Genomic DNA, 13,998 nt, shown 5'->3' on the forward strand with positions numbered 1-13,998 from the left:
AACTGTCCTCCTTAATATTTTTTTAACTTTCTTAAAGGCTTAGGTGGTATTTTTAGCTCTTCTCTATATTTTGCAACAGTTCTTCTCGCAATATCTATACCCTGCCTCTGAAGCATCTCGGATATCTCCTTGTCAGACAAAGGTTTCTCTGGATTTTCATCGTTGATTATTTTTTGTATTAACTCTTTGACATGAGTTGTTGAAACTCCTCCGCTGATAGATGAGAGAGAATTGCTAAAGAAAAACTTATAACTAAAAAGTCCGTGTTCACAGAAAAGATACTTATTAGATGTAACTCGGCTGATTGTGCTCTCATGTAAACCGATGTCGCTGGCAATATCCCTGAGATTTAAGGGTTTAAGAAAACTAACTCCTTTGTCAAAAAATTCCCTCTGAAACTTTATTAGGCTCTCTGTCACGCTGTATATGGTCTTGTTCCTCTGTTCAATGCTTCTTAAAAGCTCTACGGCACTCTTTAGTTTTTCGCGAAGATACTTTTTTTCTTCTCCTTGCAAGTATTTTTCATTAATCAGTTCATTGTATAATTTGCTGAGTCTTAGTTTTGGTATGCCTTCATCATTTAAAATTATCTGATAATCTCCTTCCACCTTTTGCACATAAACATCTGGAACAGGGATACTTATAAGGGTTTTGCTGAAATTCCGACCTGGCCTTGGTTCAAGTTTTTCTATTATCCTGACTGATTCAATTATTTCTTCCACTGGCACGTTGATTTTTTTTGCTATTCGGTCATACTTTTTCTTCTGAATATCTTCAAGATGCTCTTCTATAATTTTTTGAACAACGGTGTTTGCTAAACCAAGATTCTTTAACTGTAAAAGTAAACATTCTTTTATATCTCTCGCACCTACTCCTGGTGGGTCAAATTCCTGCACCAGTTCAATTGCTCTTTTAACTTTCTCCGTATCAACTTCTGCCAGAGATGCTATTTCCTGTTCGGAAGCCTTCAAATATCCGTCTTCATCAATATTTCCTATTACAATCTCTGCAACTGCTCTCAGGTCATCGGGAGCTTTACTCAATCTCAACTGCCACAAGAGATGTTCCGTAAGGTCTGCCTTGGTTGAGTAGAATAGTTCAAAGGAGGGCTTATCTTCAACTCCTGGGTTAAAGTATCCTAAGTCTCTTCCGTCATCGGCTCTCTCTGAAAAATAATCATCAATAATTACCTTGCTAAGCCTATCAATTATTGTCGAATCCTCTGTCTCTTCTATTTCATTAGAAACATCTCTGTCCTGCTCTATCGATATTTCCTCTTCCACTTCTAAAAGAGGATTTTCCATTAATTCGAGCTGAATATACTGACTAAGCTCAAGTTGCGGTAGCTGTAGTAATTTAAGTTGTAGCTGCAATTGAGGAGTTAAGGCAAGTTTTTGGGTAAGTCTCAGGTCTGCTCTTTGTTCAAGTCCCATTTACAGTCTAAACTCCTCTCCTAAATAGGCCTCCCTTACAGAAGGGTTGTCAATTAAAACCTCAGGCGTTCCCTCTGCAAGCAGAGAGCCACTATGAATTATAAAGGCCCTATCGGTAATTGATAGGGTTTCTCTCACATTGTGGTCTGTGATTATAATACCAATGCCCTTTTCCTTAAGCTTTTTTATTGTTCTTTTCAACTCTACTACAGCAAGAGGGTCTATTCCTGCAAAAGGCTCGTCAAAAAGCATGAAAATAGGCTTTAAAGCAATAGCTCTTGCTATCTCAGCCCGTCTTCTCTCTCCTCCCGATAGTTTATATCCTTCTCTGTCAGCAAACTCTTTTAAATTAAATTCATCAAGAAGGGTATTTACCTCTTCGTCGATGTTTAACTTTTTATTTTTATCCTCTCCATACTTAATTTCAAGAACAGCTTTTAGATTTTCACGAACTGTAAGCTTTCTGAAAATGGAAGGTTCTTGAGGAAGATAGCCCATTCCAAGTCTTGCCCTTTCAAAAATTGGAAAAATAGTAATGCTTTTGTCGTCAATGAAAATATTTCCACTGTCTGGCCTCACTATTCCGATAATCATGTAAAAGGTAGTGGTCTTACCAGCCCCATTGGGGCCTAAAAGACCGACAACCTCACCACTGCTAACGCTCAAAGAGACTCCTTTCACAGCTTCTTTCTTGCCAAAGCTTTTTTTTAGATTTTCGACTTTAAGGATATGGTTCATTTTCCTGTTTTTCGCTCTTTAAGATATACTCTACTTTTTTCTACAAGAGAACGGTCATCTTTCATAAAGTAAGTGATTTTCTCTCCCGTAACAAGATTTTTCCCATCCGTTGCTCTTGGTTCACCCGTAAAGACGACTCTCTCTTCAGGCTCGGGATAGTAAGTAGCTTTATGAGATGTAATAGTTCTGTCTCCTCTGATTAGCTTTATGTTCCCAATGGCTTCAATAAGCTTGATATTACCGCCTTTCTGTTCATCTTCATAGTAAACTATCATCTTGTTAGCAAGGAGGGTTGCATCTCCTCTTTTAGCCACCACATTACCCTCAAAAGTTGCTGTTTTAGCTCGGTTATCATTTATGAGGCTCTGAGATGTAATGATAATTGGCTCAGGCGAGTCTTTCTTTTCCTCTGCAAACAGATTACAAGCAAGCAACAAAAACAACATAAAAATTAAGCTATTTTTTAGAGTAAACAATTGCTCTTACCCCCTCTCTTAATTCTATCAAATCAGCTTTTGCAATACCTGCATTTCCCTCAATAATAAATCTATTTCCCTGAATTTTTAGAGGTTTATCTGAAATAAGCATTTTTTCCTTTCCGTTCCACTGAGCTTCACTTCCATAAACTGTAAGGTCTTTCGAATACCCCTCTACTTCCTCTCTAAGTAAGATATCACCAGAATCAGTGCTGTATATTCCCTTTTTTGCCTTAACAGTAAATTCTTTTTCAGGAAAAAACATGGAGAGGCTTTTTAACTCTAAGGTTTTGGCATCCTCATTCATCAAAGCTTCTTTTGCATAAAGTTTCAGCTTAAGGTCACCATCTTTTTTCTGCATAAAATAAACATCCTTAAAAACCGATGCCTCCATTGATAGTTTCACTTTAACAGACTCCTCTTTATCTAATAAGCCAATTATAAAAAATATCCCCACTGAAGATATTAATAACAGCAGAATAAATAGAACCTTTTTCATCTCTGTTTAAATATACCACAAAAAAGTTTGATATTGCGATGAGACAAATTAAAACTCGAGATTATGCATAGAAAGGGATGTGAACATTAATCCTCATAATTTGTCTTTATCTGCCTTATTTTATCAATGTTCTCATTAAAAATATCAATTAATTTTGGGTCAAAGGCCTTTCCGCTCATAAGATTTATATAGTCTACAGCCCTTGTAAAATCCCATGCCCCCTCAAATCGCTTCTCAGAAGTCAATGTATCAAAGTTATCAGCGATGCTTACTATTCTTGCCCATATTGATATCTCTTCCTCCTTCTTGCCCAAGGGATATCCTGTACCATCCCATCTTTCATGATGTTCAAGAGCAATAACTGCCGCCATCTTTAATAGTTCTATATCATCGTCGTATAAGATTTCATAACCAATCAAGGGATGCTTTTTCATGATATCCCACTCATCGGGGTCAAGATTTCCCGCTTTAAAAAGGACACTATCGGGAATTCCTATTTTGCCCATATCGTGCAAAGTAGATGCTAAAAGTAGAGTGTCACATTTCTGTTCCTCTATGCCCAATTTTTTAGCGATAAGAGCCGAAATTAACCCCACCCTCAAGAAGTGGTTAGGTGGCTCAGGGTCTTTATAGACCGATGCTTTAGATAACTTTATAAGTATTTTTTTATAGGCATCTTGAATTTTTTCCTGTAAAATTTTTGCCTCGATAGTAGTTGAAGCAAATTCAGATAAGAGCCTGACTAATTTTAAATCCTCTTCAGTGTAAACACCCTCCTTGTTAATAAACTGATAAACTCCTATAATTTTCTCCTTAGAGTCAAATAAGGGAATCGCAAGAATGTTCTCTGTCCGATATCCAGAAAGCCTGTCTATGTCTGGATTGAAGAACTCTGAACTGTAGGCATCATAGGTTAAGTATAACTCTCCTTTTCGGGCAACATATCCGGCAATTCCTGAATCAATAGGAATTCTGATTTCTCCTATTCCATGGGCAAATATTGAATATAATTCTTTTCTTTCTTCATCAATCAAAAAGAGACTGCATCTGTCTGCCTCTATTAGTTCCTTTGCAAGATTTGACAGAATCTCGATTAAATTGTCTATTCGTTTTTCCTTTGTGATATTACCTGCTGCTTTTAAGAGAACTTCGAGCTTATCCATTAATCCTCCACGGTAATTCTGAATATCTCTTCAATGGAAGTAACACCTTTCATAACTTTACTAAGGCCTGATTGTCTCAAGGTAAGCATACCAAGCTTTACTGCTTCCTTTTTTATTTCATCGGCTGAAGCTCCTGACAGGATTAGCTGCCTTATTTCTTCTTTTATTGGCATTACTTCATATAGGGCAACCCTGCCTCTGTAGCCTGTTCCATTACAGTCAGGACATCCCGAGGGTTCATAAACTTTGAATTCTCCGACCTTGTCCGCCGGAAACCCTATCTTAATTAGAGCATCTTTAGCTATATTCTGTTCTCTCTTACAGGTCTCACAAAGTCTTCTTACAAGCCTCTGAGCTACTATTAGAACAACCGATGAGGCAATTAAGAATGGCTCAATTCCCATGTTTATTAGTCTTGTAATAGTACTTGGTGCATCATTAGTATGAAGAGTGCTTAAAACAAGATGTCCTGTAAGGGCAGCCTTGATTGCTATTTCAGCTGTTTCAAAATCTCTTATCTCTCCAACAAGAATTATGTCAGGGTCTTGTCTTAAAAATGACCTTAATACCTGTGCAAACGTTCTGCCTATCTCCTCATGAACCTGCACCTGAGTAATTCTGGGCAGCGTATACTCAACAGGGTCTTCAACGGTCATTATGTTTACATCTGGTTTTCTCAATGTCATGAGTGCGGAATATAGAGTTGTTGTCTTGCCTGAACCAGTGGGGCCTGTGACGAGAATCATTCCGTAGGGTTTTTTTAGCGCTTCAAGAAAAAATTTTAAAGAGACATCTTCAAAGCCAAGTTTTGTAAGGTCAAGCTGAAGTGAACCCTTCTCAAGTACCCTCATAACAACTTTTTCACCAAAAAGGGAAGGCAATGTGGAAACTCTGAAATCTACTTCTTTCTTTCCTATTCTCATTTTTATTCTTCCATCCTGCGGCAGTCTTCTCTCCGAGATATCTAAATTGGCCATTATCTTTATTCTTGCCACGATGGCATTCTTCAGTTTAACAGGCAAAGTAATTATGTCATGAAGCACCCCATCGATTCTGTATCTTACATAAACATTGTCTTCGAAAGGCTCTATATGTATGTCGCTTGCCCTACGTAATACAGCATTTCCAATTATTTGGTTTATTAGTTTTATAAGAGGTGCATTTATTTCTTCATTTAACTGCTCTTTCTGTTCACTCTGTGAAATTGAAATATCCTCTTTTGTTGCACTCTCAACAAGTTCATGAACTTTCTCATCAGTATAAGTTCTCTCTTCACCAAGGATTTGATTTATAGCTCTTTTTATCTCTGTTTCTTTGCCAATGTAAAGCCTAATTTTGTATCCGCTCAAGAAAAACTTCAAGTTTTCAACAGCCATCTCATCTGAGGGGTCAGAAAGAACTACCGTAACCGAATTACCCTCTTTCTTAACAGGAAGAAGTCTGTGTTTTCTTATTATATCCTCTGGCAAAAGCCTGTATACGGAATAGTCAATCTGGGAGATATTTGACTGAAAAACTGGATATCCGTAAATATCACTCAATGCCTCAATAATCTGTTCCTCTGTGGCATATCCTGATTTTATTAAAGCAGCCTCTAATCTGATACCCTCAATTTTTTGAATCGCCTGAGCATCGAGAAACTGTCTTTGGGATATTATCCCTTTCTTCAATAGGCATTCAGCCACATTGGTTGATTTTGTTGTCTGGCCAGACATTTTAGCTAATATAGCACAGGAGCAAAATTGTGTCAAAGTTTTTAAAAGGATTATACTATTTTATTAATCTCATAAAGGAGGGAAAGTGATAAGGGTTAGATTTGCACCAAGTCCTACAGGACATTTACATATTGGAGGAGCAAGAACAGCGCTTTTTAACTGGCTCTTTGCAAGGCATCATAATGGCAAATTTATTTTGAGAATTGAAGACACTGATAGATCTCGTTCAACGGAGGAATACATTGAATCCATAATTGAGGCAATGAAATGGCTTGGGCTTGACTGGGACGAAGGTCCTTTCAGACAGACAGAGAGAATGGAAGTATACAAAGCCTATGCTCATAAGCTTCTTGAAGAAGGCAAAGCCTATCGTTGCTACTGCACTCCAGAAGAACTGGAAGAAAGAAGGCAACAGGCAATGAAGGAGGGGAAGCCTCCAAGATATGACAGACGCTGCAGGGAGATAAAAGAAACTCTTGAAAAGCCTTTTGCCATAAGATTTAAGATGCCCCTTGAGGGTGAAACGGTTGTTAATGACCTTGTAAAAGGAAATGTCACCTTTAAAAACAGCGAAATTGAGGACCTTGTAATTCTAAGAAGCGATGGCACGCCAACCTATAATTTCTGCGTAGTTGTTGACGATTTTGAGATGAAGATAACACATGTAATAAGAGGTGAAGACCATCTTAACAATACTCCGAAGCAGATACATATTTATCATGCCTTAGGAATGAATCCACCAGAGTTTGCCCATATTCCTATGATACTTGGCACTGACAGAGCCCGCTTAAGCAAGCGTCATGGGGCCACATCTGTTCTTTCTTACAGGGATGAGGGATATCTCTCAGAGGCTTTGGTAAACTTTCTTGCCCGTCTTGGGTGGTCTTACGGAGACAAAGAGATATTTACAAGAGAGGAGTTGATTAAATATTTCAATCTTGAGCAGGTTGGAAAGGCAAATGCCATATTTAATGCTGAAAAGCTTCTTTGGCTTAACAGTGAGTATATAAAATTAACCCCTGAAGAAAAGCTTCTTGAACTTGTTAAACCTTTTTTGATTAAAGAGGGATATTTAAAAGAAGGAGAAACACTGGATAACGACTGGGCATGCAGGGCTATAAAATCTCTTAAGGAGAGATGCAGAACCCTTAAAGAGCTTGCCCATGCCATGAGATATTATATTCTTGATTATGTTGAGATAGAGCCAAAGGCAAGGGATAAGTATATAAACTCTGAAACAATTCCCATTCTTAAAGAAGTAACAGAAAAGCTTGCAGCCCTTGAAGAATTCACGCAAGAAAGAATTGAAAAGATATTTATGGACATGGTAAATGAAAAGGGATTAAAGCTCGGACAGGTTGCTCAGCCTGTAAGAGTTGTTATGACAGGTAGTACTGTGAGCCCTGGAATATATGAGGTTTTGGAGATTGTGGGTAAGGAAAAAACATTAAAGAGATTAAGGAGGGTCATAGATGCCTCTTGATAAAGAGTTGCTTGAAATTATAGTTTGCCCAAAGTGCAAGGGAGATTTGATTTACGAAGAAGAAAAAGAAAGGCTTGTTTGCAAAAACTGCTCTGTTTATTATCCCATAAGAGAGGATATACCCATTCTTCTAATTGAAGAGGCTAAAAAGCTTGAAACTCAGTAATGATAACTCTTCCCATGAATAATTGTCATTGCCCTGTAGAGTTGCTCAAGAAGTAATAGCCTTGAAATTTCATGGGTAAATGTTAGAGAGGAAAGGGAAAGTCTGAAAGAAGCAGCTTTAAAAACTGTTTCATTTACTCCATAGACGCCTCCAATTACGAACTGAGTAAGTGATTTATCTTTTATAAAATCGGCAAATTCGAGAGAGCTAAGGCTTTTACCGTCTCTGTGCAGAAGAATAAAATCACCTTTTAAGGAATTAAGAATCGTTTTTGATTCTTCCTCTATGACTTTCTCCTTATCTCCATGTCCTTCTTTAAGCTCAATCAGCTCAACTTTTGCAAAGGGACTTAGAAGTTTAATGTAATGGTCTACGCCCTCTTTTATGAACTTTGCCTTTGTTTTACCGGGGTAATATATTTTAAATCTATACAAGCTCACTCCAGCATCTTAAGGAATTCCTCATATGAAAGGGTTTTTACTCCCAGAGCCTGAGCCTTTGCAAGCTTGCTTCCCGGCTCTTCACCAACTAAAAGATAGTCAGTGTTTTTTGAGACTGATGAAGAGACCTTGCCACCTGCTTTTTCTATCATTTCCTTGACTTCCTCTCTTGGTTTTGGGAGAGTTCCTGTTATTACAAAAGTTAATCCTTTAAGAGGAGAGGGCTTTTTTTCTTCCTCAAAGTCGGGGTTTTCCACTTTAAGCCCCATCTTTTTTAATTCCTCTATCGCTTTCAAATTCTCTTCGTTATTGAAAAACTGCTCAATTGTTTTCGCAGTTTTTTCTCCAATTTGTGGGATTTGGACTAACTTTTCTGCCTTTATGTAATACAAATCTTCCAGTTTTCTAAAATGTTGCGCCAGAAGCTTTGAGGCATACTCTCCTACCTGACTTATTCCAAGGGCATAAAGAAGTCTTGAAAGTGTAGTTTTTTTGCTTCTCTCTATTGCCTCAATCAACTTTTTTGATGAAAGTTCTGCAAAACCAGGAAGTCCTTTTATGTCTTCCTGCCTTAGTTTGTAAAGGTCTACGAAATGTTTTATGATTCCTTTATTGTGCAAAAGCTCAACTGTCTTGTCTCCAAGTCCTTCAATATTCATAGCTCTACGAGAGATGAAATGTTTTATGCGTTCTTCAACCTGAGCAGGGCAGTTAAAGTTAATGCATTTTACTGCTACCTCTCCAGGCTCTCTTACAGTTTTTGAACCACAAACAGGGCAGTGTTCAGGTATTTTTACCTCTTTCTCTTCTCCTGTTCTTCTGTCTTTAACCACTCCAATTATGTGGGGAATTACCTCACCAGCCCTTTCAACAATTACATAATCACCAACTCTTATATCCTTTCTTTCCACCTCATCCCAGTTATGCAGAGTTGACCTTGACACAGTAACTCCACCAATCTTTACAGGTTCAAGTATGGCAACAGGAGTTATAACTCCTGTTCTTCCAACACTTGCAAGAATGTCTCTGAGCTTTGTAATTCCCTGATGGGCAGGATATTTATAGGCAATTGCCCAGCGAGGTTCTCGGGTTTTTGTGCCAAGCTTACGCTGCAATTCAAAACTGTTTACCTTTACAACAGCACCGTCTGTTTCAAAGGGATAGCCTTGCCTTAGTTTTTCAATCTCTTTAATTGCCTCCATAACCTCCTCAATGCCTTTCGCAAGTTTCACATAGGCAGGCACAGGAAATCTCCCTTTTTTAAGCCACTCAATAAACTCTATCTGACTTTTAAACTCTATACCTTTTACATATCCTATTCCATAGCAAGACATATAAAGCTTCCTACTTGCTGTTATGGATGGGTCAAGCTGTCTTACAGAGCCTGCGGCAGCGTTTCTTGGATTGGCAAAAACAGGCTCGCCCTTTTCAATTCTTTCTTTGTTTATTCTTTCAAATTCATCAATATTTAAGTAAACTTCTCCACGGATATCTATTTCTTCTGGAATTTTCTCAACACCTTCAATTCTCAATGGAATAGCCTTTATTGTCTTTATGTTCTGAGTAATATCTTCACCAACATAGCCATCACCTCTTGTTGATGCTCTGTAAAGAAGTCCATCTTTGTAAGAGAGTTCTACAGCCAAGCCATCATACTTTGGCTCAACAGTGTATTCTATTTCGTCATTAATGCCAAGAAGCCTTTTAACTCTTGCATCAAAATCCCTTAGCTCTTCTATTGAAAAGGCATTATCAAGGGAAAGCATTGGCTCACGGTGCTCAGCCTTTTCAAATTTTTCAGATGGTGCTGCACCTACTCTCTGAGTTGGTGAATCTGGCAGAATATAGCCCCATTTTTCTTCAAGCTCCTTAAGACTTCTCAGCATCATGTCGTATTCTTCATCGGATATCACAGGGCTATCAAGCACGTAGTAACGGTAGTTGTGATAGTTGAGTTCTTTGACAAGTTTTTCAATCTCTTTTTTTATATCTTCAGGTATCTGCTTCATTAAAAACCTCCAGAGAAATCTTAAATTAATCCCATTTTTTCTAAGTATTCTAAACTCTTTATAATAAAATCTTCTATTTCCATGGGTTCTGCAGGTAAATGCAAATCCGGATTTTCAAAAGGATGTTCGTGATAAAATCCTCCTTCTTTGTCTATACCATAAACTCTAATGTCAGAGATAACTAATGCAAGATTTGTTTTTTGTTTTCGGGTGTTTATATATATTTGGATGAAAATTTCTAATGAAAGCCCTATTCTTGCAATTAAAGAAAAATCAGAAAAATCTAAATGAAAAATTTTTAAATTGTATTTTTCTGCAAGATTGTCTATTAAACTTATATATTCTTCCATTAATCATCTATTTTTTCAATTTTTCTGAGCTTTTCGGTAAGAGTTCTTAAAGATTCTAAGGCATGCTCCCACTCAATTGCATCTTTTTCCACATCCCAAGAAAATCCTTTTTCCTTTACGATATTTTTCTTCTCAAACTCTTCAAAGCTCATACCATATTTTTTTTTCATTTTTTCGTCTATTAATCTATAAAGAACTATTCTTCTTCTGTATTCATTTAATGCCATTTCTTTAAGTTCCTTTTCTGTAATCAGTTCAGTGAGTTTCATCTTTTTCCCTATTTATTATAACAATTCAACAAAAAGTTTCAATGCTTCTTCAGTGGCCTTTATTTTATTTGATAGCCTATCACCCTGTAAATTCAATTCTTTGATATAGACTTTTTCAGGAGTTGCAATTGCAATATAAATTAAGCCTTTTGGCTTTCCCTCCATCACATCAGGACCAAGATTTCCCGTTGTAGCAATTGAGTAATCAGAACCAGTAAGAAGCCTTATTTTTAATGCCATTTCCTCGGCCATCTGCGAAGAGATTACCCCATAATCGAAGACTTCCCTTGCAACTCCAAGAAGTCTAAGCTTCATTTCCGTTGCATAGACTACCATTCCTCCAAGGAAAACTTTACTTGCCCCAGGAATATCAGTGATTGAGGAGGCTATTAGCCCACCCGTGCAAGACTCTGCAGTTGAGAAAGTTTTGCCAATCTCGATGAGTTTCTGAATAATTATAAAGGAAGTAGAATTTGAAAAATTCATGGTTAATTATAACAAAGCTTGAAAATAAAAAAGGAGGGATAATTCCCTCCTATAAAATATTATTTAATGAGTGACTAAGCGCCTTTTCTCTTTTCTCCTAACTCTATGTAACTTCCGCCAAAGTACGTATAAATTAAATCTCCTGCATCAATGAGTTCTCTTATAGCTGCCTTGGTGTCAGCATCTGAAATTCCCTGCTGTCTGAAATGCTTTATTAAATCTGCTTGTTTATATTTCTTCTTTCCTGCTGACTGCTCAATTAGCTGATAAATTGCTTTTTTGAGTTCCTCTTTCTCCATTTAAAAATCACACTCCTTTCATAAAAATTGAGGAGAGGATTAACCCCTCCTCATTATTTATTTAGTCCACTTAATTTGTGCTGTTGTTCTAAAGGTCTTAAATGCGTATGTCCAGTCATCAATATGCTGGAATGTGAATGGTAAGCCAGTTACCACAAAGAATTTCTCCCAGCCAATTCGTTCAATCCATTCACCTACTCTCTCATGTTTCTTTGCTCCGGCAATATAGGCATCAAATATTTTCTTTGTTGCCTTTATAACTTCAGGCCATCTTGGTGGAGTGTTTGGTAGATAAGCAACGGCAAGCTTTGAGAACATAGGTGGTTTTCTTAAGTTACCAACTTTTCCACCAACAACTATTGCAACACCGTCATTCTCAGGGTCTGCAATAGGAAGGGCAGGACAAACTGAGAAGCAGTTACCGCAGTACATGCATTTCTCAGCATTAATCTTTATAGATTTCTTTGCAGGATCAGGTGTAATTGCTGCAGTTGGGCATGAAGCCATCGTTGTTGGAAGCTCACAGAGGTTTTTGAAGTTGTCATGGTCGATTCTTGGAAGTTTTCTGTGAATTCCGACATAGGCAATATCAGAGCAGTGAACAGCACCGCACATGTTTGTGCAGCAAGCAACAGCAAATCTCACTTTATTTGGAGTATCCTTTGTTGTAAAGTAATCAGCAAACTCATCCATAATAGCCTTAACGAGAGCAGATGCATCAACTGCTGCTGAGTGGCAGTGAATCCATCCCTGAGTGTGAACTATATTACTTACTCTTGAGCCAATTCCTCCAATCATATATTTCTTTGCAGCAAGCTCATCCATTAAAGGCTTCACTTTGCTCTCGTCGGATACGAGAAATTCTATGTTATTTCTTGTGGTAAATCTGAAATATCCATCGCAGTATTTTTCAGCTATATCTGCAATCTCTCTTAATGTATCGGTTGATAAAAGTCTGGGTGAAGCAACTCTTACTGACCAGATTTTATCACCAGAATTTGCTATATGAACCATTAATCCAGGGCTTAATATTTCATGAGTTTTCCAGTCTCCATAGTTTTTCTGGATTACTGGTGGTAAAAAGTTTTTGTAATGGGGTGGTCCTATATCTGTTTTCCTTTGTTTTACGTCTACTACATCGGGAATTACATAAGGCATAATTTTTTACCTCCTTCTTTATTTTGTGTTTTTATTATTTTAAATATTCTTCCCAAGGCTTCTTTTCAAGGTCCTCTTCTGTCCAGAACCAGAATGGGTCATTTCTTGGCTCTTTAACCATTTCTGGTGTTGGCTCAAGTCCACATACTTCAAGGAATTCTCTCATGCCACGACGAAGAATTAGCTCACCAATTCTCTCTCTATTCTTTCCATATTCATTCCACCAATCCCACATGTTTCTTATGAGGTCTTTAATTTCCTGATATGGAGGCTTCATTTCCATAAATGGAACTATTACCCATGAAAGGGTTGCACCGATAACAAATGGTGCTTTAGCACCGATAAGGATAACCGCTCCAAAGGGTGGTGTTGGCTTTAATGCACCTGCAAGTTTTGTAATACAGTGCATACAGTGTAAGCAGTCGCTATTATTTATAGTAAGAGTATTACCATCCCATGTTATACATTTTCCAGGACAGAAATTGACTATTTCCTCCTGAATGTTCATGCCTTTCTTTGCATAGTCTTTCACTTTGTCCTGATCTATTGCTATGGGGCCTTTCCATGTTCCAATTATTGAAAGGTCTGCACGGGCTATTGATGCATTACAGTCAACGGGACAGCCAACGGTCTTGATTTTAAACTTATATGGGAACTGAGGCCTGTGAAGTTCGTCCTGAAACTCTTGTGTTAAATCATAGGTAATATCAAGGGTATCAATCATTGACCATTCGCATCTGGCTGGTCCTACACAGCAACTTGGAGTTCTCATTGCAGAACCAGAACCACCAAGGTCAAATCCATTCATACTAAGAATTGTAGCAAGAGGCTCAAGATTGTCTGTAACAGTTCCTAAAAAGATTATGTCTCCTGTGGAACCATGAAAATTTGTAAGCCCACTTCCATATTTGTCCCACAAATCACAGAAAAACTTCATTGTTTCAGAAGTGTAAAAAAGTCCTGATGGCTGATTTACACGTACGGTGTGAAAGTGAGCAACCCCTGGGAATTCGTCGGCTAACTGGGAGTATCTTCCAATAACTCCACCTCCATAACCTCTAACACCGACTATTCCTCCGTGTTTCCAATAGGTTACCTTGTCTCTAAAGCTTTTTTCTAACTGTCCAAGTTCATCGGCAGCCATTGCATTTTTTGCAGCTGCTTTTTTCATTTCCGTAACGAAGCTCGGGAATGGACCCTTTTCGAGCTCATCCAACAAAGGTGTGTCATACTTCTTCGTCATAATTTCCTCCTGCTTTTTAAGATTTTTTGAAATTATACCATAAAATTTTGTGTCTATCAACAGTAAAACAG

16 protein-coding genes are annotated in these 13,998 nt (G+C 37.7%); 2 read left to right on the top strand and 14 right to left on the bottom strand.

All coding sequences use genetic code 11. The annotated features are described in order from the left end of the window. Positions 1-11: 11 nt before the first annotated feature. The 6 genes from rpoN to pilB form a co-directional block, all read right to left on the bottom strand. Positions 12-1,433 (bottom strand): RNA polymerase factor sigma-54, encoded by a 1,422-nt coding sequence (gene rpoN / locus ACZ430_RS05790; RefSeq protein ID WP_297212232.1) that lies wholly within the window; start codon positions 1,431-1,433, stop codon positions 12-14. After that, the gene (gene lptB, locus ACZ430_RS05795; RefSeq protein WP_464910430.1) at positions 1,434-2,171 is read right to left on the bottom strand and encodes an LPS export ABC transporter ATP-binding protein; all 738 of its coding nucleotides are present in this window, start codon (positions 2,169-2,171) and stop codon (positions 1,434-1,436) included. Continuing rightward, positions 2,168-2,647 carry a lipopolysaccharide transport periplasmic protein LptA gene (lptA, locus tag ACZ430_RS05800; RefSeq protein ID WP_297212238.1) on the bottom strand — a complete coding sequence of 160 codons (480 nt, stop codon included), beginning with the start codon at positions 2,645-2,647 and terminating at the stop codon, positions 2,168-2,170. Before lptA ends, lptB begins: the two co-directional genes overlap by 4 nt. Then, complete coding sequence (lptC, locus tag ACZ430_RS05805; RefSeq protein WP_464910431.1) at positions 2,628-3,146, bottom strand: LPS export ABC transporter periplasmic protein LptC; 519 nt, start codon at positions 3,144-3,146, stop codon at positions 2,628-2,630. The genes lptA and lptC overlap by 20 nt, the downstream gene beginning before the upstream one ends. Before the next feature lie 86 nt (positions 3,147-3,232). Then, a complete protein-coding gene (locus ACZ430_RS05810) occupies positions 3,233-4,309 on the bottom strand; it encodes an HD-GYP domain-containing protein (protein ID WP_339943540.1) in 1,077 nt (358 codons plus the stop codon). Then, positions 4,309-6,024 carry a type IV-A pilus assembly ATPase PilB gene (pilB, locus tag ACZ430_RS05815; protein WP_297212247.1) on the bottom strand — a complete coding sequence of 572 codons (1,716 nt, stop codon included), beginning with the start codon at positions 6,022-6,024 and terminating at the stop codon, positions 4,309-4,311. Before pilB ends, ACZ430_RS05810 begins: the two co-directional genes overlap by 1 nt. A gap of 85 nt (positions 6,025-6,109) precedes the next feature. Here pilB and gltX point away from each other — a divergent pair, with 85 nt between their 5' ends. Further along, positions 6,110-7,507 (top strand): glutamate--tRNA ligase, encoded by a 1,398-nt coding sequence (gene gltX / locus ACZ430_RS05820; RefSeq protein ID WP_297212250.1) that lies wholly within the window; start codon positions 6,110-6,112, stop codon positions 7,505-7,507. Continuing rightward, on the top strand, positions 7,497-7,673 hold the full coding sequence (locus ACZ430_RS05825) for a Trm112 family protein (RefSeq protein ID WP_012545155.1): 177 nt from the start codon (positions 7,497-7,499) through the stop codon (positions 7,671-7,673). The genes gltX and ACZ430_RS05825 overlap by 11 nt, the downstream gene beginning before the upstream one ends. Here the strand turns inward: ACZ430_RS05825 and ACZ430_RS05830 are convergent. The 8 genes from ACZ430_RS05830 to dsrA all read right to left on the bottom strand — a co-directional run bounded on the left by ACZ430_RS05830 (position 7,667) and on the right by dsrA (position 13,927). Continuing rightward, complete coding sequence (locus tag ACZ430_RS05830; protein ID WP_440871020.1) at positions 7,667-8,113, bottom strand: 23S rRNA (pseudouridine(1915)-N(3))-methyltransferase RlmH; 447 nt, start codon at positions 8,111-8,113, stop codon at positions 7,667-7,669. The genes ACZ430_RS05825 and ACZ430_RS05830 overlap by 7 nt on opposite strands. Further along, positions 8,110-10,122 (bottom strand): NAD-dependent DNA ligase LigA, encoded by a 2,013-nt coding sequence (ligA, locus tag ACZ430_RS05835; RefSeq protein ID WP_297212259.1) that lies wholly within the window; start codon positions 10,120-10,122, stop codon positions 8,110-8,112. Before ligA ends, ACZ430_RS05830 begins: the two co-directional genes overlap by 4 nt. Before the next feature lie 20 nt (positions 10,123-10,142). Further along, a complete protein-coding gene (locus tag ACZ430_RS05840; RefSeq protein ID WP_297212263.1) occupies positions 10,143-10,472 on the bottom strand; it encodes a hypothetical protein in 330 nt (109 codons plus the stop codon). Next, positions 10,472-10,741: a hypothetical protein gene (locus ACZ430_RS05845; protein ID WP_297212266.1), complete on the bottom strand. Its 270-nt coding sequence runs from the start codon at positions 10,739-10,741 to the stop codon at positions 10,472-10,474. The genes ACZ430_RS05840 and ACZ430_RS05845 overlap by 1 nt, the downstream gene beginning before the upstream one ends. 15 nt (positions 10,742-10,756) lie before the next feature. Then, positions 10,757-11,227, bottom strand: a complete 471-nt coding sequence (locus ACZ430_RS05850) for a CinA family protein (RefSeq protein WP_297212268.1) — start codon at positions 11,225-11,227, stop codon at positions 10,757-10,759. 74 nt (positions 11,228-11,301) lie between these two features. After that, entirely contained in the window at positions 11,302-11,526 is a 225-nt protein-coding gene (locus tag ACZ430_RS05855) for a hypothetical protein (protein ID WP_297212272.1), read from the bottom strand. A gap of 57 nt (positions 11,527-11,583) precedes the next feature. Further along, on the bottom strand, positions 11,584-12,684 hold the full coding sequence (gene dsrB, locus ACZ430_RS05860) for a dissimilatory-type sulfite reductase subunit beta (protein WP_297212274.1): 1,101 nt from the start codon (positions 12,682-12,684) through the stop codon (positions 11,584-11,586). Positions 12,685-12,718: 34 nt separating this feature from the next. Then, the gene (gene dsrA / locus ACZ430_RS05865; protein ID WP_297212277.1) at positions 12,719-13,927 is read right to left on the bottom strand and encodes a dissimilatory-type sulfite reductase subunit alpha; all 1,209 of its coding nucleotides are present in this window, start codon (positions 13,925-13,927) and stop codon (positions 12,719-12,721) included. Positions 13,928-13,998: the final 71 nt, after the last annotated feature.

The sequence above is a fragment of the Thermodesulfovibrio sp. TK500a genome (assembly GCF_055381765.1).